Raw genomic sequence first — 25,743 nt, forward strand, 5'->3', positions numbered from 1 at the left:
CGTGAAACCCACCTGGCGCTTGCCGCTCAAAACGTTAGAAAACCGAGGCGAAGGGCCCCATGTCGATCTGCACCGATTTGGTCTGGGTGTAGTGGTAAAGCGTCTCGACGCCGTTTTCGCGGCCGATGCCGGAAGATTTATAGCCGCCCACCGGCATCTCGGCAGGGGAGTCACCCCAGGTATTGACCCAGCAGATGCCCGCCTCGAGCCTATGGATGACGCGGTGGGTGCGGTTTAGTGACTCGGTGAACACGCCTGCCGCCAAACCATAGTCGGTATCGTTGGCGCGGCGAATCACCTCGGCCTCGTCATTGAAGGCGAGCAGCGACATCACCGGGCCAAAGATCTCCTCACGCACGATACGCATGTCGTCACTGCAGTCGGTGAAGACGGTCGGGGCTGCCCAGGCGCCTTTGGCGTACGCGCCTTCTTCCCACGGATTGCCGCCGACGAGCACCCGTGCGCCTTCCTCTTTCCCAAGCGCGATGTAGTAGAGCACTTTCGCCTGGTGCTCGAAGCTCACCAGTGGGCCGAAATTCACCGCCGGATCGAGCGGGTCCCCCGCTTTGATACGCCGTACGCGCTCGACGAGTTTGGCCTCGAAATCCTGCTTGACGCTCGCCTCGACGAACACCCGCGTACCGTTGGTGCAGACCTGACCGCTGGAGTAGAAGTTAGCCATCATGGCGGCGTCCGCAGCGCGCTCGAGATCCGCGTCGGCGAAGACGATCAGGGGTGACTTCCCGCCAAGCTCCATGGTCACTTCCTTGAGCGTGGAGCCTCCGGCGGCGGCCATTACCCGTTTGCCGGTGCCTACCTCGCCGGTGAACGACACCTTCGCGATGCCCGGATGCTCGGTCAGCATCGCTCCAACCTGGCCGTCGCCCTGCACCACGTTGAGCACGCCGTTGGGCAGGCCGGCCTCGGTGAAAATCTCGGCAAGCTTCAACGCCGAGAGCGGGGTGACCTCGCTTGGCTTGAACACCACCGCATTACCCGCAGCGAGCGCCGGCGCCGCTTTCCAGCAGGCGATCTGGATCGGGTAGTTCCAGGCGCCGATCGCGCCGATCACGCCCAGCGGCTCGCGCCGGGTATAGACGAAGGAGTCCTCGCGCAGCGGAATCTGGCTGCCTTCCAGCGCCGGGGCAAGGCCGGCGAAATATTCGAGCGCATCGGCGCCGGTGGCGATATCCACGCTTGCGGTTTCGCTGATCGGCTTGCCGGTGTTTAGGGTTTCAAGCCTTGCCAGCTCGTCGTTACGCTCGCGCAAAAGCGCTACGGCCTTGAGCATCACGCGTGAGCGCTCCATGCCCGTCATGGCCGCCCACGCGCGCTGGCCCTGGTGTGCCGCTTCGACGGCGCGGTCAACGTCATCGCGGCTGGCCTGGCCCACCCGAGCAAGCGTTGCGCCATCGAAGGGGTTGATGACCTCAAACGTCTCATTTGAGGTCGCGGCGACCGCGCGGCCATTGATGTAAAGCGGCTCGATGTGTTCGGACTTCATAAAAAAACTCCCCAATGGCGGGTGTGTCAGGTAAATGACTAAGCGGTCAAAAGCCGATCCAGGTGCGCAAGTGCCAGGTCTCGAGCGGCATCGGCGTCGAGGCCTTCGGGCGCGAGGGCGCCGCGCAGCCAGAGCCCGTCGATTAGCGCGGCCAAGTCTCTCGCCGCGTTTTTCGCCTGCTCGCGCGGCATCTTCTTACAAAACTGATAGCAAAGGTTGGCGTAGAGGCGGCGATCGTTGATGGTTTGCAGCCGCGCCAGCGCCGGGCGGTGCATGCTGCTGGCCCAGAACGCCAGCCAGGTCTTGGCCGCCGGGCCGCTGATCTGGGAACGATCGAAATTGCCTTCGATGATTGCGCCGATCTGCGCGCGGGCGCCTTGCTCCTTCAGTGCGCGGCGACGGCGGGCGACTGCCTGGCTCAAATCGGTCAGGATCTGGCGCATGGTGGCCTCCAAAAGCCCGTCCTTGCCGCCGAAGTAGTGGCTGATGATCCCTGAAGAGACGCCGGCGTGGCGGGCGATACGCACGATGGTGACCTCGCTGAGCCCGACTTCGTCGATGGCGGCCATGGTGGCCGCGATTAGCTGTTGACGGCGAATGGGCTCCATTCCCACTTTGGGCACGATGACCTCCCAGGATCGATAAATACCGGTTAATTGAAAGACGAGGTGCTTACGACTCGATTTGAAGTTTCGCCCCGGTCGTGATGTTCTTATAGCGTAGCTTTTGTTTATTGAACGTTCAATCAATAAAAATCGCGTTCACTTGACCGCCCTATAGCGGCTAAGCTAGACCGACACCCACAGGAGATAAACGATGAGCAATCTGAAAAAGGCCCGCTGGGGCGCACTGGCCGTCATGACCGCGCTGCCCGCGGCGGCAATGGCCGATGAATGCAGCACCGTGCGCTTTGCCGAGGTGGGCTGGACCGATATTACCGCCACCACCGCCATGGCCAGCGAAGTACTCGAGGCGCTCGGATACGAGCCCCGCGTGGATACGGTATCGGTGCCGATCGCCTACGCCGGCCTGCGCAACGACGACTTCGACGTATTTTTGGGCAACTGGATGCCGTCGATGGCCTCCATCAGCGACCCCTACGTGGAAGACGGTGATGTGGTGCGTCTTACCGAAAACCTGGAAGGGGCGAAGTACACCCTGGCGGTGCCGCAGTACGTGTATGACGCGGGCGTGACCTCGGTCGACGATCTGGCCGAGCACGCCGACGAGTTCGACCGTCGCATCCACGGCATCGAAGCGGGCAACGACGGCAACGAGCTGATCGAGCAGATGATCAGCGATGATGCCTACGGGCTGGGTGATTGGCAGGTGGTCGACTCGAGTGAGGCGGGCATGCTCTCGGAGCTTAGAACCCGCGTACCCAATGAAGAGTGGATGGTGTTTCTCGGCTGGGAGCCGCACCCGATGAACACCAACTTCGAGATGGCCTACCTTTCGGATGCCGACGACTATTTCGGCCCGAATCTGGGTGGGGCGACGGTTTACACCAACACCCGCGCCGGTTTTGTCGAACAGTGCCCCAATGTCGGGCAGCTGCTTGAGAACATGAGCTTCACCCTCGAGATGGAAAACGAGCTGATGGCCTCGATCATGGATGACGGCGTAGCCGCCCGTGACGCCGCCAACGCCTACCTGAAAGAGCACGATGACCTGCTGGCCGAGTGGCTCGACGGCGTGACCACGATCGACGGCGACGAAGGGCTGCCCGCAGTGCGCGAGGCGCTTTAAACTCAATGCTTTTAGCAAAGCCCGTTGAGTTTTAACCACTTGGCGAAAAAGGCAGGCCATTTTGGCTTGCCTTTTGCCTTTTAAGTGGGCATACTCTGCACCCGCTGATGAGGCAAAGGCTACGTAGCTCAGCTGGTTAGAGCACATCACTCATAATGATGGGGTCCCCTGTTCAAATCAGGGCGTAGCCACCACATCACGCACGATAAAGTCGGTATTTACATGTCTGTATCACTATGGTGGCCCCTTAGGTCCTCCCGCAACGCGAAACTGCAAACCCCGCCAGGCCCGGAAGGGAGCAACGGTAGTGGTGGATGCGTGTGCCGGGATGTGGCTTTTGGGGCCGCCTCCAGTTTTACCTCCCTCCTTTTCGTATTGATCTCTTTTTGACTCCTTTCATTCGTTGAACCACTCGTTGCGCGCATTCGATACGATGCCGTCGATACGGTGATTCAAGGATCGTCATGAAAACGCTTTTCCTGTGGCTTTTAACCTGCGTGCTGATGCTGGCGTTGCTATTGGCCGGCCCCGCGTGGCTACTCTTGACCGATCGTGTCGAAACCGGTGGTCACTGGTCCAGCGCCAACCGCGATTCCGCAGGGCTTGCGCCGCTGCCCGAGGCGTACGCGCCGGCGGTGGTGCAGGTGTACGCGGCGCGGGCGTTTAGCTGGCGCGGGGCGTTTGGCGTGCATATCTGGATTGCAACCAAGGCCGAGGGCGCGCAGAGCTACCGGCTGCATCAGGTGCTGAGCTGGCGCCGACCCACGGTGGTATCGGCCATTGATACGCCGGATCGGGCCTGGTTCGGTCAGGCCCCGACCCTGCTGGCAGATTACCGCGGCAGCAAAGCCTCCCGGTTGATTCCGAGCATCGAGGAAGCCGCTACACGCTACCCACAAGCCGATCGCTATCGCGTGTGGCCAGGGCCAAACAGCAACAGTTTCATTGCTTGGCTGGTGCGCCAGATCGACGGCCTCGACGTGGCGCTGCCGGTAACGGCGGTGGGCAAGGATTATCTTTTTGGCGGCTGGTTCGCTCCCGCGCCCAGCGGCACCGGCTATCAGCTCTCGATGGGCGGTGTATTCGGCGTGATGTTTGCGCGGGAAGAGGGCGTCGAGCTGAATCTGTTAGGCCTCAGCCTGGGCGTGGATGTGCTGCGCCCCGCGCTAAAGCTGCCCGGGATTGGCCGGGTCGGCATGGCGCGCCCGATCATTCGAAACGAATGAACGGTCGCGCGCTTTATTTGCAGATACTTTTTTATTGAATTAGTATTTGCAAATAAGGTTTTGGAGAGTAGCGATGCAAACAGTCACCCGTCTTGAAGGTAATAAAGCCGCCGCTGCCGTCGGTTTAAAGACCGCGGTGCGCATTCTGGATAAATGGCAGGCCAGCAACGAGCAGGGAGAGGCGATTTTGCGCGTCTCGCACTCGACCTACGCCCGCGCAAGGCGAGGTGACCTTACCGAGATCAAGCTCGATAGTGACCAGCTAACCCGAGTAAGCTACCTGCTCAACATTCACGCCGCGCTGCGTATGCTGTTCGAGAATCCGGAAAACGTTTACGGGTTCGTCTCCATGGCCAACCATAATCCTTACTTCAACGGGCGAACGCCGCTGGACGTGATCGGCGGCGGTGACTTCGCCGCGCTGTACGAGACCTTCAAACGGCTCGACAGCCTGCGAGGCGCGCAGTGGTAGCGCCCCAGGAGCTTACGCCGATTGCGTCGAACCCGGTGGTCGGATACCGGCTGATCAACAGCAAGTTTCCGCCCATCGCGCTCTTTGACGATGTGGCCGACCCCGACGAGTTCGAGGCGCTTTATCAGCTTCAGGCGTTGACCAACCCGCGCCTGTGTAACGAGCTGGGGGATCTGGCGCTGCTGCCGTTGGAGGAGATTCCCTTTCGCATTCGTGGCTGCTCTTACGCTGCGGCCGCGTTTACCCACGTCAACCCGGATGGCTCACGCTTTAGCGACGGCAGCTTCGGCGTGCTCTATATCGCCGATACGATGACCACCGCCATTGCCGAGGTTGGCCATCATCAAACGGCGTACTGGGAGCGCGTGCCGGCGCTGCGTTATGAACGCTTCGTGTTTCGCGGGCTGCGCTGCACGTTCGATGAGAAAGGGTGTCGCGATGGGCTTGCGCTTGAAAGCGACCACGCGATTTACGACCCGAATAGCTACACCGCATCGCGGATGCTGGGCCATGCGCTTCGCCGCGCCGGTGAGCCGGGGCTTCGCTACCGTTCGGTGCGCCGCGAAGGAGCGGTGTGCTGGGCACTGATGACCCCGCGCCGGGTAGAGGATATCGTGCAGACCACGCATATCGAAATGGTCTGGAATGCGGGGCTGACTCAGGTGAATCGACTCACGACCCTTGGCCCTCGCGGGTAAACGCCTGGCCTAGCTGGTGTGATCGTCGGTAAAGCGCTGCATGATGGCGAGCGTTTCGTCGCTGACGTGGTGCTCCATGCCTTCGGCGTCGATACGCGCGGTGCTGTCGGGCACGCCGAGTGCGCGCAAAAAATGAAGGACGACATCGTGACGGCCGCGGGACGTTTGGGCCATCTTCCTGCCTTCGTCGGTGAGAAACAGCGAGCGGTAGGGCTGGCTCGTCACCAGCCCCAGCTCGTTGAGCCGACGAATCATTTTCGACACGGTCGCTTGGCTGACAGCCATGCGGTTGGCGATGTCCGCCGCGCGCGCCTCGCCCCGGTGATCCAGCAAATCTCCGATGAGCTCGACGTAATCCTCGATCAGTTCGGTTTCATGAGCGTTGCGCACCGTTTCGTACTGGCGTGCGTGCTGCTCGACCGGCGGTAGCGCATCGTGGCTGGGTCCGCCCTTGAGCGAGCGGCGCGGCGTGGATTCATCACTCATTGGCAGGACTTACTGACAGTAGATGGAAAGTGTCGCGTGGCGCTGACGTATCGTCCCCGATAGGGTTGGCGAGGCCCGAAAGATCGTCTCAAGGCTTTCGCAAAGCCGCCCACGTTTGCGGGCATACTAGCACATCAAGGCGCCGGGGGCGGAGCAGGTAAAGCGTTGGTGATAATTTCTACCCTGAATTGTGGTCATGTGGGCTGACACGCCGACCTAGTCGCGCTCATGGAGCGACTGAATCTGGCTTTGTACGCCCAGCGCTTCCTCCACGTCGAGCTGAAAAGCGATGCCGGTTCCCGGGGTTTCGTCGAACTCGCCGGCGTCGGCGATCGAATCCAGCACCGCGCGGCTTTTTTGCGCATCGACCAGAAACAGCAGCACGTCGCGCTGGGCGGTGATCTCGATGCCCAGAAAGCCGCGCACCTGATGGCGACCTTCGCCGCGGGCGTTGTTGATCACGGTGGCGCCGGTGGCGCCAGCCTCGCGGGCTGCGTTCATAACCCGGTCGGTGAGCGTATCTTCCACCAGGGCCACGATCAGTTTGAAGCGCATGCTCATCTCCTTTCTATTTTGTGTCATGGGCGTTGGGTGTCGAGTCGCTTTCGCTTGGCGAGTAGTTGGCTTATCCGGGCGTAGGCCATGACGCTCATGATCGGGAACAGGCATGCCAGGGCGATCATGCCGAAGCCGTCTGCCAGCGGGCTGCGCCCTGGAATAGCACCAGCGATTCCGAGCCCGAGCGCGGTGATGATCGGCACGGTGATGGTCGAGGTCGTCACGCCGCCGGAATCGAACGCCAGCGGTACGATGGCCTTTGGCGCGCGCAGCGTCTGAAGAATCACCAGCACATAGGCGCCAATGATGAACCAGTGAAGCGGCCAGCCCATGACGATACGCCACACGCCCAGGGTAATGCCGACCGCCATGCCAAGCGCCACCGCGATGCGCAGCATCAAGGGGTTTAACGTGCCGCCGGAGATCTCGCCCGCTTTTAGCGCCACCGCCATTAGCGCCGGCTCGGCGATAGTGGTGCTGGCGCCGATGGCAAAGGCGAACAAATACACCCAGTAATAGTCGCTCCAGTGGCGCGCCGCACCCGGGGGCAGCTCGGGCAGAAATTCCGCATGGGTCAGCTGGTGGGCCATCAGTTCCCCCAGTGGAAACAGCGCGTTTTCGAGCCCCACCAGAAACAGCGCTAGCCCAAGCCACACCATGATGAAACCCAGCGCGATTTGCGCTGGCCGCTTGAGCGGCTTTCGAATCACGCCATACTGAAATCCGAACACGATCAGCACGATCGGCGCGATATCGCCAAGCGTTCCCCAAAGGCTTTGCCAGAGGTTCACAATTCACCCCCTGTCAAGGCGCCAAGACCCAGGATGCCGAAAGCGAGCACGAAAATGATCGGCATGATCGAGGCCAGCGCAATCAGCCCGAACCCGTCGAGCATCGGGTTTCGCCCCTTGATGCTGGAGGCCAGGCCTACGCCCAGTGCGGTCACCAGCGGTACGGTGATGGTCGAGGTCGTCACGCCGCCGGAATCGAAGGCGATGCCGACCAGCTCCTGGGGCGCGACCAGGGTCAGCAGCAGTACCAGCACGTAGCCGCTGACGATCAGCGGCGGCAGCGGCCAGCCCTTGATGATACGCATCACGCCGAGTACGACCGCCGCGCCCACGGAGAGCGCCACTACCATCCTGAGCGTCAGCGCAAAGCGGGCCTGAGCGGTCTGCTCGAGAAGCCCGGCGTCAAAAAGCACCTGCCCGGCGCGCGCGGCGACCGCGATCAGCGCGGGCTCGGCCACGGTCGAGCCAAAGCCGAGCGCGAAGGCGAAGAGCAGCAGCCAGAAAAGCGAACCCTTGCTAACGAAGGCGTGAGCCAGGCGCTCGCCCAGCGGGAAAAGCCCGAGCTCGAGGCCCTTGATGAACAGCGTAAGCCCCAGCAGCACGCAGGCCACCCCGAGGGCAAGATCGGCGAGCGCAAACGTATCCGGCAGCGGCTGGCGAATCACCACGAGCTGGAAAAAGCCCATCACCAGCACGATCGGCGTTAGATCGCGCAGGCTATTTTTGAGCTGATGTAAAAGTGAGAGAGCGAAAAGCATCGGGTCACGTCCTGGGGGCGTTGTGTCATGTTACCCAACGCCCCGCTATGGTTCATGACCTGGGACAAGCTTTCTGGTGGGCCTAAAAGCTTCCGAACAGCGTACCCAGCGAAATGACGCTGACGAGTGCGGCGATCGGCAGTACGATCGTGACCATGGCGACGTTGGCGTAGGACTGACGATGGGTGAGCCCGCAAATCGCCAGCAGCGTAATTACCGCACCCGAGTGAGGCAGAGTATCCATGCCGCCGGCGGCCAGTGTCGCCACTCGGTGCATCAGTTCCGGGTCGATACCCGCCTGCTGCGCCATGGCGAGATATTCGTCGCCCAGGGTTTGTAACGCAATCGAAAGCCCGCCGGAGGAGGAGCCGGTGATACCGGCCAGCACGCTCATGGCTAGCGCCTCGGAAATCAGCGGATTGCCGGGGGAGACGTTGAGCACCGCGTCGCGAATCAGGGCGAAGCCCGTTAGGCTTGCGATCACCGCGCCGTAGCCCACTTCCGAGGCGGTGTTGAAAATCGGCAACAGCGAGCCAAGGCAGCCCTTGTTGATCGTCGCTTTCAAATCCGCCCAGTGGCGCCAACGAGTGATCATAAGCCAGGCCGAGGCGCTCAACAGCGCAATCAAAATTGCCCAGAGGCCGGCCTGGCTATCGGCAGAGACGTCATCGAAGGCGGCGTCAATGAAGCTCAAATCCAGCGCCGGAAACACGCCGTAGGTGAATAGCGCATTGAGTCCGATCACCATGACCAGCGGAATCAGCGCCAACGGCAGCGCCATGGTCGCCGCGGGGGCATCGTCTGGCGTGTCCTCGCGCTCCTTCTCGGTATGCGTGCCGTAACCCTCGCCGTTGGCGCTGGCCTTGCGCACTCTTGATTGAAGATAGGTGATGCCCAGCCCCAGCATGATCAAGCCGCCGATCACCCCAAGGCCTGGCGCGGCGAAGCTGTTGGTGCCGAAGTAGGGAATCGGGATGGCGTTCTGGATCGCCGGCGTCCCGGGCAGCGCGGTCATGGTAAAGGTGAACGAGCCCAGCGCAATGGAGGCGGGGATCAGACGCTTGGGCACGTTCGCTTCGCGAAAGAGTTCCCGGCTGATGGGGTAGAGCGCAAACGCCACCACGAACAGCGATACCCCGCCGTAGGTCAGCACCGCGCAGGCCATGACCACGGTGAGCACGACGTGGCGCGTGCCGAGGCGTTTGACGATGCCGGTCGAGATGGCGTGCGCCGCGCCGGAGTCCGCCATCAGCTGGCCAAACAGCGCCCCCAAAATGAACAGCGGAAAGAACTGGGTCACGTAGCCGCCCAGCGCGCTCATGAAGGTGTCGGTGTAAACCGGCAGCAAAAAGGCGCCGTCGCCGGAAAGTAGCACCGCCAGCGACGCCATCAAGGGCGCCAGCAGCAGTACCGAAATCCCGCGGTAGGCCAATAACATCAGTAAAACGAGAGAGACGATAATCGCCAGCATGCTCATGGATAGCCAGGCCCTTGATGGTTAAAAGTAATGATCGAGGCGAAAGCGTAGGTGCAATGCTGCAGGGCAGCAATGGCGGGGCGACTAAAGTCGTAAGCATGCGAAAAGGGCTAAACGGAGGATTAGCCTGCTAAAAAGACGGCGCATCTGCTAAGATTCGCCACCTTCTGCTTGGATGCAAGCTTCAATCACGCTTTTCAAGGCTTTGGGTAATTCGATGAATGCAGTCATGATTGCAGTGCTCGTAATGGTCGCACTGTCGCTTTTGCGTGTCTCGGTGGTTTTCGCGCTGGTGGCCGGGGCGCTGGTAGGGGGCCTGGTCGGCGGGCTGTCGCTGGAGGAAACGCTCGGCGCGTTCAACGACGGCGTCGGCGGCGGGGCGCAGGTGGCGCTCGCTTACGCCACGCTCGGCGCGTTTGCAGTCGCGATTTCGCGCTCGGGGCTTCCGGACATGCTGGCCAACCGCCTGATTCGGCTGCTGGGTCAAGAGGCCACGGCGGCGCACCAGAGCCGAGTCAAGTGGATCCTGCTCGGGGCGGTACTTTTGATGGCGATCTTCTCGCAAAACGCCATTCCCGTGCATATCGCCTTTATCCCCATTTTGATCCCGCCGCTGCTGGCGCTGATGAATCGCTTAAAGCTCGATCGCCGGGCGGTCGCCTGCGCGCTCACGTTTGGGCTGACCGCGCCCTATATGCTGCTGCCGGTGGGCTTTGGCGCGATCTTTCTCAACGACATTCTGCTCGCCAACCTCAATAGCGCTGGCGAGCCGCTAGGGCTTGAAATCACCCGCTCGATGGTACCGATGGCGATGGCCATTCCAGTCGGCGGCATGGCCATTGGCCTGTTGGTCGCACTGTTCGTGAGCTATCGCGGTGCGCGCGGCTACGCGGAAAAAGAGGTCGCGGCGAGCACCTCGCTCGTGTCCACCGCTCCGGCCACGCCCCACGCGCTGGGGCTCGTCATGTCCGGCGTGGCGATCGTGGCCGCACTCGGGCTTCAGCTCTATACCGGCTCGATGATTCTGGGTGGCCTCGTCGGGATCGGTGTGCTGTCGATGGGTGGTATCTTCAAGTGGCGCGAGGCGGACGATCTTTTCACCAGCGGTATGCGCATGATGGCGCTGATCGGTTTTATCATGATCTCCGCGGCGGGCTTTGCCGAAGTGATGAAAGCGACCGGCGATATCGACGCGCTGGTCAACAACGCTTTCGAGGTTTTCGGCGACAATCGTGGCCTGGCCGCGCTGACCATGCTGCTGGTGGGGCTCTTCATTACCTTGGGGATCGGCTCGTCGTTTTCGACCATTCCGATCATCGCCGCGATTTTCGTACCGCTGGCGGTGCAGTTCGGCTTTTCGCCCATGGCGACGGTCGTGCTGGTGGGCACCGCCGCCGCGCTCGGCGATGCGGGCTCGCCGGCCTCGGACTCGACGCTCGGGCCGACCTCCGGGCTCAATGTCGACGGCCAGCACGACCACATTTGGGACAGCGTGGTGCCGACTTTCTTGCACTACAATCTGCCGCTGATCGCGTTTGGCTGGCTCGGCGCCATGTGGCTTTGACGCCGTGTTTTAAACGAAAAGGCAGCCTCGGCTGCCTTTTTTGTGCGCTTCGTGTCGATTTGCGCTGCCTATCGATCCTTGGGAAGGTGCGCTTCGAACGCGCTCAAAAGGCCGCGCAGAAGCGACAGCTCCTTGCGGCTGGGCTCGGCGCGGGTAAAGAGCGTTTTGAGCTGCTCTTCGGTGCGGGCGTGGGGCTGGGTCAGAAAGCCGCTTTCGCGCATTAGTCGCCCCAAGTGTGCCTGGAAATGATCGAGCTGCTCGCGCGTAGGCGGCGTGGCCTCTACCGGACGCTGGTAGGCAAAGCCGCTTTGCGGGCGCCGGCGCCAAGCGCGGTGCACCTCATAGGCCAGAATCTGAACCGCCTGGGAGAGGTTGAGAATACCGTACTCAGGGTTGGCAGGAATGCTGACCTGGTGGGTGCACTCGCGAATCTCATCGTTGGTCAGCCCGGAGCGCTCGCGGCCAAATACCAGCGCCACTGGGGCGCTGTCGGCGTTTTCTACGGCGCTTTGGGCCATCTCGTCGGGCTCGTCGAAGTGGGGCAACGGCAGGCTTCTCAGGCGGGCGCTGGCGCCAATCACCTGCACGCAATCCTGTACCGCATCGTTCAGGCTTCCCACGACGTGGGCGTTTTCCAACACGTCGGTGGCGCCGGCGGCCAGCCGCGTAGCATCAGTGCTTGGGAATTCGCGCGGATTCACCAGCACGAGATCGACAAGGCCCATGGTCTTCATGGCCCGTGCGGCGGCGCCAATGTTGCCGGGGTGGAACGTTTGAACGAGCACGATACGTATTCGGGAAAGCACGGTGAGCGACCTGGTGGCTTCTGGAAAAACGCGCATGGTAGCACGCTTTGGCGCCGGAAAAGTAAGCGGCGAAACCCCGCGGCCCTAACGAAAAGAACCCCGCACGAGGCGGGGTTCTTTAGAGGCTAGCCGAAAGGCTAGCCCAAGGCGTTATAAAGGGTTTGGGGGCTTACATCATGCCGCCCATGCCACCCATTCCGCCCATGCCACCCATGTCTGGCGCGGCTTCTTTCTCTTCCGGATCGTCGGCGATCATGCACTCGGTGGTGATCATCAAACCGGCCACGGAGCCTGCAGATTGCAGCGCGGTACGGGTGACTTTCGCCGGGTCGAGTACGCCCATTTCGAACAGGTCGCCGTACTCGCTGGTTTGTGCGTTGTAGCCGAAGTTTCCTTCGCCATCCTTCACTCGGTTGATCACGACCGCAGGCTCTTCACCGGCGTTGGTGACGATCTGACGCAGCGGCGACTGCATGGCACGCAGGGCCATGTTGATGCCGTGGTTCTGGTCTTCGTTGTCACCGGTCAGGCCTTGTACCTTGGCCATGACGCGAACCAGAGCAGTACCGCCGCCAGGTACGACGCCTTCTTCTACCGCCGCGCGAGTAGAGTGAAGCGCGTCTTCGACGCGGGCTTTCTTCTCTTTCATCTCGACTTCGGTCGCGGCACCGACACGGATAACCGCTACGCCGCCGGCGAGTTTGGCAACACGCTCCTGCAGCTTCTCCTTGTCGTAGTCCGAAGAGGTCTCTTCGATTTGCGCGCGGATCTGGTTAACGCGTGCCTCGATGTCGTTTTCCTGACCGGAGCCATCGATGATGGTGGTGTTTTCCTTGGACATGGTCATACGCTTGGCAGTACCCAGATGATCCAGGTTCGCCTGCTCGAGGGTCAGACCCACTTCTTCGGAAATCACGGTGCCGTTGGTCAGAATCGCGATGTCCTGCAGCATGGACTTGCGACGATCACCAAAGCCCGGCGCCTTGGCAGCGGCGACTTTAACGATACCGCGCATGTTGTTCACGACCAGCGTGGCAAGCGCTTCGCCTTCGATATCTTCAGCGATGATGGCCAGCGGCTTGCCCTGCTTGGCAACGGCTTCCAGCACCGGCAGAAGCTCGCGGATGTTGGAAACTTTCTTGTCGACCAGCAGGATGTACGGGTCTTCGAGCTCGACGGACATGGTGTCCTGGTTGGTGACGAAGTAGGGCGAGAGGTAGCCACGGTCGAACTGCATACCTTCGACCACTTCCAGCTCGTCTTCGAAACCACGGCCTTCGTCGACGGTGATGACGCCTTCTTTACCAACCTTGTCCATCGCTTCGGCGATGATTTCACCGATGCGCTTGTCGCCATTGGCAGAGATGGTGCCGACCTGGGCGATGGACTTGGTGTCAGTGCAGGGCACGGACATCGCCTGGATTTCCTTGACCGCTGCTGCAACCGCCTGGTCGATGCCGCGCTTGAGATCCATCGGGTTCATACCGGCGGTCACGCCTTTCAGGCCTTCGGCGACGATTGCTTGGGCCAGAACGGTAGCGGTCGTGGTGCCGTCACCGGCGGCGTCAGAGGTCTTGGAAGCAACTTCCTTGACCATCTGGGCGCCCATGTTTTCGAACTTGTCTTTCAGCTCGATTTCCTTGGCCACAGAAACGCCGTCCTTGGTCACGGTCGGTGCGCCGAAGGACTTGTCCAGCACCACGTTGCGGCCTTTCGGGCCGAGGGTGACTTTTACCGCGTTGGCCAGCGTGTCGACGCCGCGCGCCATGCGTTTACGAGCATCATCTGAAAACTTGACTTGCTTAGCTGCCATGTTCGTTACTTCCTAAATTGAAATAAAAAGTGTGAAAGTAAATGCGCGAGACAGTCGAATTAGCCTTCGACGACCGCCAGGATATCGGCTTCGCTCATGATCAGAACTTCTTCACCGTCGATTTTCTGCTTTTCAACGCCGAAGCCGTCCTTGAAAATCACGGTGTCGCCTACCTTGACGTCGAGGGCGCGAACTTCACCGTTATCCAAAATGCGGCCGTTACCTACTGCGAGCACTTCGCCACGCGTAGGCTTTTCTTGGGCGTTGCCCGGTAGCACGATGCCGCCAGCGGTCTTCTGTTCTTCTTCCACGCGACGAATAACGACGCGATCGTGCAAGGGACGGATATTCATGCTCTCGTTCTCCTGAGGTTCGTCAAAGCCCAACGGGCAATTTTAAGTGGATTCTCGTGGCGGGGCCTCGAGAAGCGAAGGCATTTTGCCTTCATGTCAAAGGCAACCGCGTGTGCCGTTGCCGAATCTGTGCTGACTCGAAAAGTGGGGGCTAGCGTGGTCCTTTCAAGGCCCCGGTGACAAAAAAATTATCCCGGGCGCCTGGACTTAAGTCTCAAAACCCTCTAGCTGGATCAGCGCCGGCGCTGTTCGTCGCGGCTGATGAATTCACCTTCGAGCGTAGTGGGCTCGCGCTCGTCAAACCCCGCGCGATGCTCATTTGAGTCGGCCCGCGACTCCCGGTATGGCTGCTCATGGCCAAACGGCGGCTCATCCGTATGCGGGCCGGTGCGCTGTGACGGGCCCTGCTGATAAACGCTCGCCTTGAGGCCAAACCAGGTAAACGCCCGGCCCATCACCCGGCGGGCGTTGGGAATCAGGCACGCAAGGCCCAGGGCGTCGGACAAAAAGCCCGGCGCCATCAGCAGCGCGCCACCAAAAATCAGCGCCGCACCGGTGAAGAGTTCAGAAGAGGGGATCTCACCGGCCTGCATGCGCGAACGTGCCCGCGCCAGGGTCGACACTCCTTCGCGGCGGATGAGATGCAGCCCAATGAAACCGGTGAGCAGCACCAGTATCAGCGTGGTCATTAGGCCGATGTGGCTTCCCACCGAAAAAAGCACGACGAAGTCGAGCAGGGTGAAAATCGATATAAACAGTAATATGGGCATGGCTGCCTCCCGCTAACGTTAGTACCCTCTATGGTGTCAAAAAACGCAAAAACAAGCAGCCGCGTGCGTCATCAACGTATCAACGCCGCTTTTGGGCAATGGATCAAAAGGGAGAAGTTAAATGAACGTGGATAACAAGGTAATCGCGATTACTGGCGGGGCCCGCGGGCTAGGCCTGGCCATGGCGGAGCTTCTGGGCAGCAAGGGCGCCAGAGTCGCGCTTTTGGATACGCATCGCGACACACTCGATAAGGCCGTGGCGTCCTTGAGCGAGCGCGGCATTCAGGCGAAGGGGTTCGTGGTCGACGTTTCAGACGAGGCGTCGGTAATCAAAGGCTTTGCTGCCATCAAGGGGGAGCTTGGCCCGGTCAGCGGCTGCGTCAATAACGCCGGTATTACTGATGATGCGATGCTGGTGAAAGCCAAGGAGGGTGAGATCGAAAAGCGCATGTCACTTTCTTGCTGGCAGCGCGTGATCGACGTGAACCTGACCGGCGCTTTTCTCTGCGGGCGTGAAGCCGCCACGCAAATGATCGAGGCGAACCATGCCGGCGTTATCGTCAATATTTCGAGCATTTCTAAAGCCGGCAACATGGGCCAGAGCAACTACGCCGCGGCCAAGGCGGGTATTCATGCGCTGAGCGTGACTTGGGGCAAGGAGCTCGCCCGCTACAACATTCGCGCCGCGACGGTCGCCCCGGTTTCGTGTCCACCGAGATGACCGCGGCGATGCGTCCGGACATGCTCGAGCGCATCAAACAGAGCGTGCCGCTTAAGGACCTTGGCGAGCCGTGCCACATCGCCCAAAGCGTGGCCTTCGTGTTTGAGAACGACTACTTCACCGCGCGCATTATCGAGTGCGATGGCGGGCTGCGGCTTTAATTGTCAGGCGCTCATACGCCTGTCAGTCCTATTGGGCCTTGTGCAGTTCGATGTCCTTGGCCCACTGCACGACCTGCTTGCGCGAGCGACGGCTCACCAGGCGCTCGGTGTCGATACTGGTGGGGACGAGCTGGCGGTTGGGTTCCGCGTTCATGACGAGATCGAAACGGCGTGAGGCGCCAATGGGCAGGTCTTCCGGCCCGTAGATGGCGATCACGCGGATTTCGAGCTGCAGGTTCGACTGCTCGAGAGAGTTTTGGTCAACGTCCCAGTGGTTCTGAATCTGGTTGACGATCGAGCCAAAGCTTTGAAGATGGATGTGATCGCCCGAGTCCAGCGGCCCCTGGTGGGTGCGGTAGCAATCTTCCTCATCGTCATCGCTTTGCTGCTGATACTCGACGATGTCCAGCTTGTACTCGTGGCTGTCGGTATGTAAAACCGCAATAACGTGCTGGATGTAGACCGATTCGGTGCTCATGTTACTGACCAGACACAGCGCCTCCAGCCCAATGCCTTTACCCCGGTTGATAATCACGCGCGGGCGACGCTGGCGAGAGAAGCTGGAGTAGAGTAGCTGGGCGTAAAAAAGCCAGACGAACAGCGTGCAAACGCTAATGGCGACGTTAATGGCAGGCGCGTACTGGTTGAGCCAATCCATGGCTGTATCCTTTTAAGAGCAGTTGATGGGTAGGTAATCTATCCGAGGGGCGATTCAAAGTCATTAATGCATGTGATTCGCTGTTTTCCGGGTACGGCATTGCCCTTATCCTTGCCCTTATGAAAGCGCTAGGGACCTTTCTCGGGAGGCGTTGCTACCATGAGCGCTGGCGGGCGTAGCGCGCCGTTTCAATGATTCAGTGACGCATTTAGAGGTGACATAGTGATACTGAGGTGGGGGCTGGCGGTAGCTCTGATAGCTGTGAGTGGTTCGGCTGTTGGATGGGACGGTGCGCTAGGGCTCGGGAACGGGCTTTCGCAGTTGCAGGTAAGAGCGTTGATCGATCTCGAACACGATCCGGCGCTGGACGAGCAAGGGCCTCCGGCGATCAAACGCTATCACGCGAACGAGGCGCCGAGAGAGGTGCACCCGGCAACCTACCTTTACACGTTCCACGACGATTGGCTGGCCGAGCTGCAGGCGACGTACAAGGGTAAGCACGCGCGCGCCGAGGCAGAAAGAATAAGGGATCTTTATGGACCGCCGGATACGGAGGAGACCATCACGCTGGAGAGCGGTATCGATGCGGACTACTGCGTCTACATGCCTCACAATTTCAACCTGATCCGCATGGCCTACCAAATCGAGCTTACCGAAGTCGACGATGAGAACGGCGAGATGAATTCGCTAGTCGTGGACTACGCATTTTCGCCAGAATAAGGAATCGTTTGGAATTGGATAGCTCGGTAAGACAATCGATAACGCCATCAAGAGTGCGTTAACCAAGTCACAATCTGGTCACACAGGATAATCTAGTGAGTATTGGGATAATGCAGGGAGGGATAAAAAGCTAGGAAAATCAAATTGGTGCGGATGGGGAGACTCGAACTCCCACACCTTACGGCACTAGAACCTAAATCTAGCGTGTCTACCAATTCCACCACATCCGCAGAAGACGAGGCGTATGGTACCAACTTTTTGAGCAGGGTCAATACGCTAGCGCGGGTATTTTAGCCGCGGGAGGTATCAATGGCGTGGACACGTTGGGTTTTGACCGCCGGTAGCTGGCTGAAGAGGGCGCTGCCGGGCTACTGCGCCTTTTGCCTGTCGCCTCACGCGCGTATCGAGGGCTGGTGCGATGAGTGTTTTGCGCTGTTAAAGCATAACGATGCCGCCTGCCCCCGCTGCAAGGAGCCGCTGGCCTTTTTTGATCATCAGGCAAGCGCCCGGCTTTGCGGCCACTGCCTGAGTTCGCCGCCGTCGTTTACCGCGACCACGGCGGAGTATCTTTACGAAGGGGCGATCAAGGCGCTGGTGCGCGACTTTAAGTTTCAGGCCTCGCCCCGTGCCGGTACGCTTTTGGTCGAGCTGATGCTCGCAAAGCCACCGGCTCAAATGGGGCAGGCGCTGTTGCCGGTGCCCATGCACCCCGACCGTGCCCGCGAGCGTGGGTTCAACCAGGCGCACTGGCTGGCCCATGAGCTTTCGCGACGGCTCTCCCTGCCCCTGGCTGGCGCAACCTGCGTCAAGCACTTGCCCTCGCAGCGCACGCTTGGCCGCCGCCAGCGGGCGGCCAACTTGAAGGGGGCGTTTCGACTGTCTGCGGCGGTACCGGCGCACGTGGTCATCATCGACGATGTCGTCACCACTGGCGCAACCGCCCACGAACTCGCGCGGCTAGCGCTTGACCACGGCGCCGAGCGTGTCGACCTCTGGGCGCCGGCGCGGACGCCGCTGGGCAACAGCTGATAGACTCGGCGTTTTGTTCAGGAGCTCGTCCATGGTCGACGCTATGGCCAATGCCACGCCCCATGACTTTAGCGCGCTTTCCCCGGACGTCGTCATGTCCGCGGTGGAATCCGTCGGTTTCTACCCGGCCGCCGAGCCCTTCGCGCTCAACAGCTACGAAAACCGCGTGCTGATGTTTCAGGACGACGACCGAGCGCGCTGGGTGGTGAAGTTTTACCGCCCGGCGCGCTGGTCAAGCGCCGCAATCCAGGAGGAGCACGACTTTCTCACCGAGCTTGACCAGGCCCGCGTGCCGGTAAGCGCCCCTTGGCGCGATGGCGAAGGGCAGTCGCTTTTCGTATATCAGGGGCTGCGCTTTGCCCTGTTTCGCCAGTGCGCCGGGCAGGCGCCGGAGCTCGACAATCCGGCGCATCTGTTTGCGCTCGGCGAGGCGCTGGGTGCGCTTCACCAGCAGGGCGCCCAACGCGCTTTCGAGCACCGCCACACCTTCGACTTTAACGCCGACATCAAGGACGCCGAGGCGCGGGTTCTGGCAAGCGGCCGTCTCAATCATCAGCAGCGCCGGGCCTACTCGAGCGCGGTCGATAAAACCCTGGCTGCGCTTGCGCGCTTCGACTGGTCCAGCGCTTCCTTAATTCGCACCCACGGCGACTGCCATTTGGGCAACGTACTTGGCCGCGATGAGCACTTCACGCTGGTGGATTTCGACGACGCCATGATGGCCCCGGCGATTCAGGACGTCTGGATGCTTCTGCCCGAGGACGAACAGGAGTGGCAGGCAATGCTAAGCGAGGTCGTCGAAGGTTATGAGCAGAGCCGACCCTTTCCGAGCGAGCAGTTAACGCTCATCGAGCCGCTGCGCGCCTACCGGCTGATTCGCTATACGGCCTGGCTCGTGTCGCGCTGGAGCGACCCGGCCTTTCCCCGCGCCTTTCCTTGGGTAGGCGATGGTGGCTACTGGGACCAACACATTCGCCAGCTCGAGCAGCAGCTTCTACAGCTTGAACAGCCGCGCTGGCTGGCCTAGCGTTTTGTCGGGATGTGGATGTTTCACCACGCTTTTTGAACGGCGTTACTCTGCCTTCCCCGCGCCGGGTAGGGTAAAATACGCCCAGCACACTGCTCTTCTATTCACTGCTGTTTGAAAGCCAGGTTGAACGAGGCTCATCATGACCGATGACATTGCAAAGAACTATCGCGACATCATTACCGCGCTGGGCGAGAACCCGGACCGGGAAGGACTGCGCGATACCCCGACCCGTGCCGCCAAGGCGATGCAGTTTCTCAATGCGGGTTATAAAACGTCATTGGACGAAATCATCAACAACGCCGTTTTCGAGTCGCAAACCGACGAAATGGTGCTGGTGAAAGATATCGAGCTCTACTCGATGTGCGAACACCACCTTTTGCCGTTCATCGGCAAGTGCCACATTGCTTACCTGCCGGATGGCAAAGTGCTGGGGCTTTCCAAGTTCGCGCGTATCGTCGACATGTACGCAAGGCGCATGCAGATCCAGGAGAACCTGACCCGCGAGATCGCCGAAACGGTGCAGGCAGTGACCGGCGCCAAGGGCGTGGGCGTGGTGATCGAGGCGCGCCATCTGTGCATGATGATGCGCGGCGTCGAAAAGCAGAACTCCAGCATGACCACCTCGGTTATGCTCGGGCGCTTTAGAAGCAGCCAGGCCACGCGGCAGGAGTTTTTGACGCTGGTCAATTGAGACGTTTTGACCTGGCTTAAAAATGCGCGATAGGTCCGGTAAACATTTGGTCAAACGCGTCGATTCGTCCTAGCATGACATGTTTAGCACGATAGAGAGTTTGGCTAATAGCGACCACCTTTCGGTCAGGAGTATGTCATGGAAGCGCTCAAGGAAACCGAACTGTACTGCCCCTTTGCCTATATCGACGGCAGTTGGGTCGCCGCGGACAGCGGCGAGCAGATCAACGTCATCAACCCGGCGACCGGCGAAAGCATGGGCGATATGCCGCGCCTGGGCCGGGCGGAAACCGAGCGCGCGATCGACGCCGCCGACCGCGCGCTGCCCGCTTGGCGGGCAATGACCGCCCAAGAGCGTTCGGATCTGTTGTTCAAATGGTTCGATCTCATCATGGAGCATCAGCACGATCTGGCCGTTTTAATGACCCGTGAGCAGGGCAAGCCGGTCAAGGAAGCCGAAGGCGAGATCGCTTACGCGGCGAGCTTCATTCGCTGGTTTGCCGAAGAGGCGCGGCGCGTCTACGGCGAAACCATTCCGGCGACGAGCGCCAGCCAGCGCATCGTGGTAACCAAACAGCCGGTCGGTGTGGTCGGCGCGATTACCCCCTGGAATTTCCCCGCCGCCATGATTACCCGCAAAGCGGGGGCGGCGCTGGCCGCCGGCTGTACCATCGTGGTCAAGCCCGCCAGCCAAACGCCGTTTTCCGCCACCGCGCTTGCGCTTCTGGCCGAGCGCGCGGGCATTCCCCGCGGCGTGTTCAACGTGGTGCCGGGTAGCGCCAGCGAGATCGCCGCGGCGCTGACCGAGTCACCCAAGGTGCGCAAGATCACCTTCACCGGCTCCACCGAAGTGGGCCGCGACCTTATGGCCAAAGCCTCTCAGCACATCCAGAAAGTTTCACTGGAGCTTGGAGGTAACGCGCCGTTCATCGTGTTCGAGGATGCGGATCTGGACGCCGCCGTCGAAGGCGCCATGGCGGCCAAGTTTCGTAACGCCGGCCAAACCTGCGTCTGTACCAACCGTTTTTTGGTGCAGTCCAGTGTCATCAACGCCTTTTGTGAAAAGCTCGCCGCGGCGATGAACAGCGAACTGCACGTGGGCGATGGCACAAAACCGGGTATCAACATCGGCCCGCTAATCGATGATAACGCGGTCAAAAAGGTGAGCGAGCACGTTCAGGACGCGGTGGACAAGGGCGGTGAGCTGCTGCTCGGCGGCCAGCCGCATCCGCTCGGTGGCAACTTCTTCACCCCGACGCTGATCAGCTTCGCCAACGACTCGATGAAAGTGGCCCGTGAAGAGACGTTCGGCCCGCTGGCGGCGGTCTTTCCTTTCGATGACGAAGAGACCGCCATCGAAATGGCCAACGATACCCAGTACGGGCTCGCCTCCTACTTTTATTCGAAGGATCTGGCGCGGGTTTGGCGGGTCGCCGAGGCGTTGGAGTACGGCATGGTCGGTATCAATACTGGCTTGATCTCCAACGCGGCGGCACCGTTTGGCGGCGTGAAGGCCTCGGGCCTGGGCCGAGAGGGTGGTCACCAGGGCTTGGATGAGTATCTGGAAACCAAGTACCTGTGTATCGATCTGGGAAGCTGATGGTCGCTTGATTCTTTCGATGAAAAAAAGCCCGGGCATTCGCCCGGGCTTTTTTTGATTTAGCGGTATCGCGCGCGGCAATCTCGCTAAGCTCTGCGCCGCGTTAGTGGCGGAAATGGCGCATGCCGGTGAAGACCATTGCGATGTCGGCCTCGTCGGCTGCGTCGATCACTTCCTGGTCGCGCATGGAGCCGCCGGGCTGGATCACGGCGGTGATACCGGCCTTCGCCGCAGCGTCGATGCCGTCGCGGAAGGGGAAGAAGGCATCAGACGCCATGACCGAGCCGGGCACCGAAAGGCCTTCGTCTTCGGCCTTGATGCCGGCGATCTTCGCCGAGTAGACGCGGCTCATTTGGCCGGCGCCCACACCGATGGTCTGGCCACTTTTGGCATAGACGATGGCGTTGGACTTGACGAACTTCGCCACCCGCCAGGCGAAGAGCAGGTCACTGAGCTCCTGCTCGGTGGGCGCGCGCTTGCTCACCACGGTCAGCTCGTCGCGGGTGACGCTGCCCTGGTCGAGCTCCTGCACCAGCAGGCCGCCGTTGACGCGCTTGTAATCCAGCGCCGCGCTTTGGGTGGCTCCCGTCAGCGGCGCGACTTCCAAAAGCCGCACGTTCTTTTTCGCCGCGACGATCTCGGCCGCTTCATCGCTGATACCCGGCGCGATGATCACCTCGACGAACTGGCGGTCGACGATCGCTTTCGCCGTATCGGCGTCGAGCGCCACGTTGAAGGCGATGATGCCGCCAAAGGCGCTGGTCGGGTCGGTGGCGAACGCCTTGTCGTAGGCTTCCAAAGCGGTGGCGCCGGTGGCCACGCCGCAGGGGTTGGCGTGCTTGACGATCACGCAGGCGGTTTCGTCGAACGCTTTTACGGCTTCGAAGGCGGCGTCGGTGTCCGCCACGTTGTTGTAGGAGAGCGGCTTGCCTTGGCGAATCACGGCGGTGGCCACGCTCGGCTCGGTGGCCTCGGGGTCGATGTAGAACGCCGCCTGCTGATGCGGGTTCTCGCCGTAGCGCATGTCCTGCTTCTTCTCGAGCTGCAGGTTGAAGGTGCGGGCGAAATTGGCGTCGCTGTCGCTGTCGCTGACCTTGCGACCCAGGTAGTTGGCGATGGCGCCGTCGTAGCTGGCGGTATGTTCGAAGGCCTTGACCGCCAGATCGAAGCGAGTGGCGTCGCTCACCGCGCCGTTTTGAGACGCCAACTCACCGAGTACGCGGGCGTAGTCGTCGGCGTTGACGACGATGGTGGTGTAGGCGTGGTTCTTGGCGCAGGCGCGCACCATGGTCGGCCCACCGATGTCGATGTTCTCGATAGCGTCCTCGAGAGTGCAGTCGTCGCGAGCGACGGTCGCGGCGAAGGGGTAGAGATTCACCACCACCATGTCGATCGGGTCGATGTCGTTTTCCGCCATCACCGCATCGTCCTGGCCACGGCGGGCCAGAATGCCGCCGTGGATTTTCGGATGCAGGGTCTTGACGCGGCCGTCCATGATTTCGGGAAAGCCCGTATGCTCGGAAACTTCCTGAACCTCGACGCCGTTTTCCTGCAAAAGACGGAAGGTGCCGCCGGTGGAGAGCAGGGCAACGCCTTGCTCGACCAGGCCTTTGGCAAAGTCGACGATGCCGGTTTTATCGGAAACGCTGAGAAGGGCGCGGCGAACGGGGGTGGGGGTGCTATCTGCCATTGGGGTGCTCATGGAAGTCAGGGGGTGAAAAGAGTCAGGGATTAAAAACGACGACGCCCCACTCAAGGGGCGTCACTTTCAATAAGACCGTATTGCTTGAGTTTTTTGCGCAGCGTACCGCGGTTAAGACCCAGTACGTCGGCGGCGCGGGTCTGGTTGCCGTCGGTGTGATCCATCACGCAGGCCAAAAGCGGCGCCTCTACTTCGGCCATCACCATGGCGTACAGATCAGTTGCCTGACTGCCATCGAGATGCTCGAAGTAACGGCGCATCGCGCTCTCCACGGCTTCTCTGAGCGGTTGAGGCGGCTCCTGCGCGCCTGACGGCGGTTGGCAAAGCGGGGTCAATTCGCTGTTCATCAAGAAACGTTCGTTCATGCAGCATGGCTTCCTTTAGCGAGCAGGTGCGCCGCGGCGTCTGGCGTCATTGCTTTGTCGATCCATTCAAACTGTGCCTTTGGCGTACCGAGCGCGTTGAATTGTTGTTTTAGGGTCTTGCGTTGGGCGCTATCAAAGCGCGTGTCCTCATCGAGGTACCAGCCAAGGTGTTTGCGCGCGATGCGAACGCCCATGGTGTCGCCATAGAAAGCGTGCAGAGCTTTGACATGCTCGTCGAGAACGTCGCGCCGCGTAGCAAGCGAGGGCGCCTCGAGCCGTTCGCCGTGCGCCAGGAAGTGATTGATCTGTTCGAAAATCCACGGGTTACCCTGAGCGGCGCGGCCGACCATCAGCGCGTCGGCGCCGGTGTGGCGCAAAACGAACGCCGCTTTCTCTGGCGAGGTGATATCGCCGTTGGCGATCACGGGAATCGACAGTTTTGATTTGACCTCGGCGATGGTGTCGTACTCGGCCAATCCAGTATAGCGCTGTTCGCGGTGGCGACCATGGATCGCCAGCGCTTGAATGCCGCTGGATTCGGCAATCCGTGCAACGGCCAGCGCGTTGTTGGAGTCGGCGCACCAGCCGGTGCGAATCTTGAGCGTTACGGGAATGTCCACCGCGCCGACCACGGCCTCGAGAATCTCCGCCACCAGCGCCTCATCACGCATCAGCGCCGAGCCCGCCGCCTTGTTGCACACTTTCTTGGCTGGACACCCCATGTTGATATCGATCACCTGGGCGCCGAGCTCGGCATTAAGCCTGGCGGCGTTGGCGAGCATCACCGCGTCACCGCCGGCGATCTGCACCACGCGAGGTGAGGGCTCGCCCTGGTGATCCATACGCAGGCGCGATTTGCGGGTGTTCCAAAGCGAAGGGTCGGCGGTGACCATCTCGCCCACGACCCAGCCCGCGCCAAGGCGTCGGCAGAGCCTGCGAAACGGGCGGTCGGTCACGCCGGCCATGGGCGCCAACATGACCGGGCTTTGCAGCTGATAGTCGCCGATGGTCAAAAGCGTTGAAGAAGGTTGCGTCATGGTGTTGGTATCGAGCAAGCGTTAGGCGCATTAAAGGGGCGTATGATACGCCGCAGCGCCGCGAGCGTGAAGGCCATGCGGCAATTAACCTGGGCGCTTGCCGGTCAGGCGTACCCAGCCTTCCCTGAGGGCCGGCTCGTCAATCACGATGCCTTCGGCCTCGTAGGCTTTCACCACGTCATCGGCCTGGTTGGCCAGGATGCCGGAGAGGGCGATGTGCCCGCCAGGCGCCACGTAGCCCGCGATGGTGGGCGCGAGCTCGACCAGAGGGCCGGCCAGAATGTTGGCGGTCACCACGGGGTAGCCTTCGCCTTCGAGCTGCTCCGGGTAGTAAAGCGAGAGCCTTTGCTCGGCGATGGCATTGCGCTCGGCGTTTTCGCGGCTGGCCTGAAGCGCCTGGGGGTCAATGTCGGTGCCGTCGGCGCGAGCGGCGCCGAGCTTGAGCGCGGCGATGGCGAGAATCCCCGAACCGCAGCCGACATCGAGCACGGTTTTGTCATCGAGTTGGCCCTCGACGGCCAAGCCATCGAGCCACTCGAGACACAGCGCGGTGGTGGCGTGCGTGCCGGTGCCGAAGGCCAGGCCTGGGTCGAGAATCAGGTTGACCGCGGTGGGCTCTGGCGGCTCGTGCCAGCTTGGTACGATCCAGAGCCTCTCGCCCATTTTGAGCGGCGAGAAGTCGTCCATCCACTCGCGCTCCCAGTCACGATCGGCCAGCAGCTCGTAGTCGATGGCGGGGCACGCCTCGCCGGGCATCTGCTCCGCCCAGGCTGCCTCGATGCGACCAAGCATCGCATCGACCCCTTCGAGATCGTCGTAAAGGCCGGTCAGGATGGTGTCCTGCCAAAGCGGGGTGGTGCCGCGGTCGGGTTCGAACACCGGATCGTCCTCGGCGTCCTGAAGGCCGATGGCCGTGGCGCCTTCTTCCAGCAAAAGCTCTTCGAGCAGTTCTGCCTGCTCCGGGGCAACGTGGGCGCGAAGCTGTAGCCAGGGCATGGCACTCTC

At 61.1% G+C, this 25,743-nt stretch carries 26 protein-coding genes, 2 tRNA genes, 1 other RNA gene and 1 pseudogene; 13 read left to right on the top strand and 17 right to left on the bottom strand.

Annotated elements, in window-relative coordinates; genetic code table 11:
• Nucleotides 1–34: 34 nt before the first annotated feature.
• Both betB and betI read right to left on the bottom strand, forming a co-directional pair.
• On the bottom strand, nucleotides 35–1,504 hold the full coding sequence (gene betB / locus MQW23_RS13065) for a betaine-aldehyde dehydrogenase (RefSeq protein ID WP_252108645.1): 1,470 nt from the start codon (nucleotides 1,502–1,504) through the stop codon (nucleotides 35–37).
• A 38-nt stretch (nucleotides 1,505–1,542) separates the two neighbouring features.
• Complete coding sequence (gene betI, locus MQW23_RS13070) at nucleotides 1,543–2,127, bottom strand: transcriptional regulator BetI (protein ID WP_252108646.1); 585 nt, start codon at nucleotides 2,125–2,127, stop codon at nucleotides 1,543–1,545.
• Between the two features lie 193 nt (nucleotides 2,128–2,320).
• Between betI and MQW23_RS13075 the strand changes: the two genes are divergently transcribed.
• The 6 genes from MQW23_RS13075 to MQW23_RS13100 all read left to right on the top strand — a co-directional run bounded on the left by MQW23_RS13075 (nucleotide 2,321) and on the right by MQW23_RS13100 (nucleotide 5,649).
• On the top strand, nucleotides 2,321–3,253 hold the full coding sequence (locus tag MQW23_RS13075) for a choline ABC transporter substrate-binding protein (RefSeq protein WP_252108647.1): 933 nt from the start codon (nucleotides 2,321–2,323) through the stop codon (nucleotides 3,251–3,253).
• Between the two features lie 117 nt (nucleotides 3,254–3,370).
• Nucleotides 3,371–3,447, top strand: a tRNA-Met gene (locus MQW23_RS13080).
• 52 nt (nucleotides 3,448–3,499) lie between these two features.
• An RNA gene (ffs, locus tag MQW23_RS13085) (signal recognition particle sRNA small type) lies at nucleotides 3,500–3,596 on the top strand.
• A 121-nt stretch (nucleotides 3,597–3,717) separates the two neighbouring features.
• Nucleotides 3,718–4,479 (top strand): DUF3750 domain-containing protein, encoded by a 762-nt coding sequence (locus MQW23_RS13090; RefSeq protein ID WP_252108648.1) that lies wholly within the window; start codon nucleotides 3,718–3,720, stop codon nucleotides 4,477–4,479.
• A 73-nt stretch (nucleotides 4,480–4,552) separates the two neighbouring features.
• Nucleotides 4,553–4,951 carry an antitoxin Xre-like helix-turn-helix domain-containing protein gene (locus MQW23_RS13095; RefSeq protein ID WP_252108649.1) on the top strand — a complete coding sequence of 133 codons (399 nt, stop codon included), beginning with the start codon at nucleotides 4,553–4,555 and terminating at the stop codon, nucleotides 4,949–4,951.
• Nucleotides 4,945–5,649, top strand: a complete 705-nt coding sequence (locus tag MQW23_RS13100) for an RES family NAD+ phosphorylase (RefSeq protein ID WP_252108650.1) — start codon at nucleotides 4,945–4,947, stop codon at nucleotides 5,647–5,649. The genes MQW23_RS13095 and MQW23_RS13100 overlap by 7 nt, the downstream gene beginning before the upstream one ends.
• Before the next feature lie 9 nt (nucleotides 5,650–5,658).
• Here the strand turns inward: MQW23_RS13100 and mntR are convergent, their stop codons facing one another.
• The 5 genes from mntR to MQW23_RS13125 form a co-directional block, all read right to left on the bottom strand.
• Complete coding sequence (gene mntR / locus MQW23_RS13105; RefSeq protein WP_252108651.1) at nucleotides 5,659–6,135, bottom strand: manganese-binding transcriptional regulator MntR; 477 nt, start codon at nucleotides 6,133–6,135, stop codon at nucleotides 5,659–5,661.
• A gap of 216 nt (nucleotides 6,136–6,351) precedes the next feature.
• Nucleotides 6,352–6,690 carry a P-II family nitrogen regulator gene (locus MQW23_RS13110; RefSeq protein ID WP_252108652.1) on the bottom strand — a complete coding sequence of 113 codons (339 nt, stop codon included), beginning with the start codon at nucleotides 6,688–6,690 and terminating at the stop codon, nucleotides 6,352–6,354.
• A gap of 23 nt (nucleotides 6,691–6,713) precedes the next feature.
• Nucleotides 6,714–7,484 carry a DUF1538 domain-containing protein gene (locus MQW23_RS13115; protein ID WP_252108653.1) on the bottom strand — a complete coding sequence of 257 codons (771 nt, stop codon included), beginning with the start codon at nucleotides 7,482–7,484 and terminating at the stop codon, nucleotides 6,714–6,716.
• Nucleotides 7,481–8,242: a DUF1538 domain-containing protein gene (locus MQW23_RS13120; protein WP_252108654.1), complete on the bottom strand. Its 762-nt coding sequence runs from the start codon at nucleotides 8,240–8,242 to the stop codon at nucleotides 7,481–7,483. Before MQW23_RS13120 ends, MQW23_RS13115 begins: the two co-directional genes overlap by 4 nt.
• Nucleotides 8,243–8,324: 82 nt before the next feature.
• Nucleotides 8,325–9,719: a GntP family permease gene (locus tag MQW23_RS13125; protein ID WP_252108655.1), complete on the bottom strand. Its 1,395-nt coding sequence runs from the start codon at nucleotides 9,717–9,719 to the stop codon at nucleotides 8,325–8,327.
• Nucleotides 9,720–9,936: 217 nt separating this feature from the next.
• Between MQW23_RS13125 and MQW23_RS13130 the strand changes: the two genes are divergently transcribed.
• Nucleotides 9,937–11,283, top strand: coding sequence for a Na+/H+ antiporter family protein (locus MQW23_RS13130; RefSeq protein WP_252108656.1), 1,347 nt, complete (start codon nucleotides 9,937–9,939; stop codon nucleotides 11,281–11,283).
• A 68-nt stretch (nucleotides 11,284–11,351) separates the two neighbouring features.
• On the opposite strand, the gene MQW23_RS13135 is transcribed toward MQW23_RS13130, so the two are convergent.
• The 4 genes from MQW23_RS13135 to MQW23_RS13150 form a co-directional block, all read right to left on the bottom strand.
• The gene (locus MQW23_RS13135; protein WP_252108897.1) at nucleotides 11,352–12,089 is read right to left on the bottom strand and encodes an RNA methyltransferase; all 738 of its coding nucleotides are present in this window, start codon (nucleotides 12,087–12,089) and stop codon (nucleotides 11,352–11,354) included.
• Nucleotides 12,090–12,258: 169 nt separating this feature from the next.
• On the bottom strand, nucleotides 12,259–13,902 hold the full coding sequence (groL, locus tag MQW23_RS13140) for a chaperonin GroEL (RefSeq protein WP_252108657.1): 1,644 nt from the start codon (nucleotides 13,900–13,902) through the stop codon (nucleotides 12,259–12,261).
• A gap of 59 nt (nucleotides 13,903–13,961) precedes the next feature.
• A complete protein-coding gene (locus MQW23_RS13145; RefSeq protein WP_252108658.1) occupies nucleotides 13,962–14,255 on the bottom strand; it encodes a co-chaperone GroES in 294 nt (97 codons plus the stop codon).
• Nucleotides 14,256–14,488: 233 nt separating this feature from the next.
• Complete coding sequence (locus tag MQW23_RS13150; protein ID WP_252108659.1) at nucleotides 14,489–15,025, bottom strand: FxsA family protein; 537 nt, start codon at nucleotides 15,023–15,025, stop codon at nucleotides 14,489–14,491.
• Between the two features lie 121 nt (nucleotides 15,026–15,146).
• On the opposite strand from MQW23_RS13150, the pseudogene MQW23_RS13155 reads away from it, so the two are divergent.
• Nucleotides 15,147–15,907: pseudogene (locus tag MQW23_RS13155) on the top strand (SDR family NAD(P)-dependent oxidoreductase).
• Nucleotides 15,908–15,935: 28 nt separating this feature from the next.
• On the opposite strand, the gene MQW23_RS13160 reads toward MQW23_RS13155, so the two are convergent.
• Nucleotides 15,936–16,565 (bottom strand): hypothetical protein, encoded by a 630-nt coding sequence (locus MQW23_RS13160; RefSeq protein WP_252108660.1) that lies wholly within the window; start codon nucleotides 16,563–16,565, stop codon nucleotides 15,936–15,938.
• A gap of 336 nt (nucleotides 16,566–16,901) precedes the next feature.
• Here MQW23_RS13160 and MQW23_RS13165 point away from each other — a divergent pair, with 336 nt between their 5' ends.
• Nucleotides 16,902–17,285 (top strand): hypothetical protein, encoded by a 384-nt coding sequence (locus tag MQW23_RS13165; RefSeq protein ID WP_252108661.1) that lies wholly within the window; start codon nucleotides 16,902–16,904, stop codon nucleotides 17,283–17,285.
• A 145-nt stretch (nucleotides 17,286–17,430) separates the two neighbouring features.
• Here the strand turns inward: MQW23_RS13165 and MQW23_RS13170 are convergent.
• Nucleotides 17,431–17,515 (bottom strand) — tRNA-Leu (locus MQW23_RS13170).
• Nucleotides 17,516–17,594: 79 nt separating this feature from the next.
• Between MQW23_RS13170 and MQW23_RS13175 the strand changes: the two genes are divergently transcribed.
• From MQW23_RS13175 to MQW23_RS13190, 4 genes are all read left to right on the top strand, one after another.
• Nucleotides 17,595–18,314, top strand: coding sequence for a ComFC family protein (locus tag MQW23_RS13175; protein WP_252108662.1), 720 nt, complete (start codon nucleotides 17,595–17,597; stop codon nucleotides 18,312–18,314).
• Nucleotides 18,315–18,345: 31 nt separating this feature from the next.
• Entirely contained in the window at nucleotides 18,346–19,341 is a 996-nt protein-coding gene (locus tag MQW23_RS13180) for a serine/threonine protein kinase (protein ID WP_252108663.1), read from the top strand.
• A gap of 142 nt (nucleotides 19,342–19,483) precedes the next feature.
• Nucleotides 19,484–20,035: a GTP cyclohydrolase I FolE gene (folE, locus tag MQW23_RS13185; RefSeq protein WP_252108664.1), complete on the top strand. Its 552-nt coding sequence runs from the start codon at nucleotides 19,484–19,486 to the stop codon at nucleotides 20,033–20,035.
• Between the two features lie 138 nt (nucleotides 20,036–20,173).
• Nucleotides 20,174–21,634, top strand: a complete 1,461-nt coding sequence (locus tag MQW23_RS13190; RefSeq protein WP_252108665.1) for an NAD-dependent succinate-semialdehyde dehydrogenase — start codon at nucleotides 20,174–20,176, stop codon at nucleotides 21,632–21,634.
• Nucleotides 21,635–21,737: 103 nt separating this feature from the next.
• Here MQW23_RS13190 and purH read toward each other — a convergent pair whose 3' ends face one another.
• The 4 genes from purH to prmA form a co-directional block, all read right to left on the bottom strand.
• Nucleotides 21,738–23,324, bottom strand: coding sequence for a bifunctional phosphoribosylaminoimidazolecarboxamide formyltransferase/IMP cyclohydrolase (purH, locus tag MQW23_RS13195; RefSeq protein WP_252108666.1), 1,587 nt, complete (start codon nucleotides 23,322–23,324; stop codon nucleotides 21,738–21,740).
• Nucleotides 23,325–23,386: 62 nt separating this feature from the next.
• The gene (gene fis, locus MQW23_RS13200; RefSeq protein WP_442908606.1) at nucleotides 23,387–23,701 is read right to left on the bottom strand and encodes a DNA-binding transcriptional regulator Fis; all 315 of its coding nucleotides are present in this window, start codon (nucleotides 23,699–23,701) and stop codon (nucleotides 23,387–23,389) included.
• Nucleotides 23,698–24,738 carry a tRNA dihydrouridine synthase DusB gene (gene dusB / locus MQW23_RS13205; protein ID WP_252108667.1) on the bottom strand — a complete coding sequence of 347 codons (1,041 nt, stop codon included), beginning with the start codon at nucleotides 24,736–24,738 and terminating at the stop codon, nucleotides 23,698–23,700. The genes fis and dusB overlap by 4 nt, the downstream gene beginning before the upstream one ends.
• 84 nt (nucleotides 24,739–24,822) lie before the next feature.
• Nucleotides 24,823–25,734: a 50S ribosomal protein L11 methyltransferase gene (gene prmA, locus MQW23_RS13210; protein WP_252108668.1), complete on the bottom strand. Its 912-nt coding sequence runs from the start codon at nucleotides 25,732–25,734 to the stop codon at nucleotides 24,823–24,825.
• Nucleotides 25,735–25,743 lie beyond the last annotated feature (9 nt).

This window comes from Halomonas sp. S3-1-1 (assembly GCF_023757625.1).
Lineage (GTDB): Bacteria > Pseudomonadota > Gammaproteobacteria > Pseudomonadales > Halomonadaceae > Vreelandella.

Bases quoted from the DNA above. Each gene is read 5' to 3' on its own strand.
- betB (WP_252108645.1), bottom strand. From the start codon at position 1,504: ATGAAGTCCGAACACATCGAGCCGCTTTACATCAATGGCCGCGCGGTC.
- MQW23_RS13075 (WP_252108647.1), top strand. From the start codon at position 2,321: ATGAGCAATCTGAAAAAGGCCCGCTGGGGCGCACTGGCCGTCATGACC.
- MQW23_RS13090 (WP_252108648.1), top strand. From the start codon at position 3,718: ATGAAAACGCTTTTCCTGTGGCTTTTAACCTGCGTGCTGATGCTGGCG.
- MQW23_RS13095 (WP_252108649.1), top strand. From the start codon at position 4,553: ATGCAAACAGTCACCCGTCTTGAAGGTAATAAAGCCGCCGCTGCCGTC.
- mntR (WP_252108651.1), bottom strand. From the start codon at position 6,135: ATGAGTGATGAATCCACGCCGCGCCGCTCGCTCAAGGGCGGACCCAGC.
- MQW23_RS13110 (WP_252108652.1), bottom strand. From the start codon at position 6,690: ATGCGCTTCAAACTGATCGTGGCCCTGGTGGAAGATACGCTCACCGAC.
- MQW23_RS13120 (WP_252108654.1), bottom strand. From the start codon at position 8,242: ATGCTTTTCGCTCTCTCACTTTTACATCAGCTCAAAAATAGCCTGCGC.
- MQW23_RS13125 (WP_252108655.1), bottom strand. From the start codon at position 9,719: ATGAGCATGCTGGCGATTATCGTCTCTCTCGTTTTACTGATGTTATTG.
- MQW23_RS13130 (WP_252108656.1), top strand. From the start codon at position 9,937: ATGAATGCAGTCATGATTGCAGTGCTCGTAATGGTCGCACTGTCGCTT.
- groL (WP_252108657.1), bottom strand. From the start codon at position 13,902: ATGGCAGCTAAGCAAGTCAAGTTTTCAGATGATGCTCGTAAACGCATG.
- MQW23_RS13145 (WP_252108658.1), bottom strand. From the start codon at position 14,255: ATGAATATCCGTCCCTTGCACGATCGCGTCGTTATTCGTCGCGTGGAA.
- MQW23_RS13150 (WP_252108659.1), bottom strand. From the start codon at position 15,025: ATGCCCATATTACTGTTTATATCGATTTTCACCCTGCTCGACTTCGTC.
- MQW23_RS13160 (WP_252108660.1), bottom strand. From the start codon at position 16,565: ATGGATTGGCTCAACCAGTACGCGCCTGCCATTAACGTCGCCATTAGC.
- MQW23_RS13175 (WP_252108662.1), top strand. From the start codon at position 17,595: ATGGCGTGGACACGTTGGGTTTTGACCGCCGGTAGCTGGCTGAAGAGG.
- MQW23_RS13180 (WP_252108663.1), top strand. From the start codon at position 18,346: ATGGTCGACGCTATGGCCAATGCCACGCCCCATGACTTTAGCGCGCTT.
- folE (WP_252108664.1), top strand. From the start codon at position 19,484: ATGACCGATGACATTGCAAAGAACTATCGCGACATCATTACCGCGCTG.
- MQW23_RS13190 (WP_252108665.1), top strand. From the start codon at position 20,174: ATGGAAGCGCTCAAGGAAACCGAACTGTACTGCCCCTTTGCCTATATC.
- purH (WP_252108666.1), bottom strand. From the start codon at position 23,324: ATGGCAGATAGCACCCCCACCCCCGTTCGCCGCGCCCTTCTCAGCGTT.
- fis (WP_442908606.1), bottom strand. From the start codon at position 23,701: ATGAACGAACGTTTCTTGATGAACAGCGAATTGACCCCGCTTTGCCAA.
- dusB (WP_252108667.1), bottom strand. From the start codon at position 24,738: ATGACGCAACCTTCTTCAACGCTTTTGACCATCGGCGACTATCAGCTG.
- prmA (WP_252108668.1), bottom strand. From the start codon at position 25,734: ATGCCCTGGCTACAGCTTCGCGCCCACGTTGCCCCGGAGCAGGCAGAA.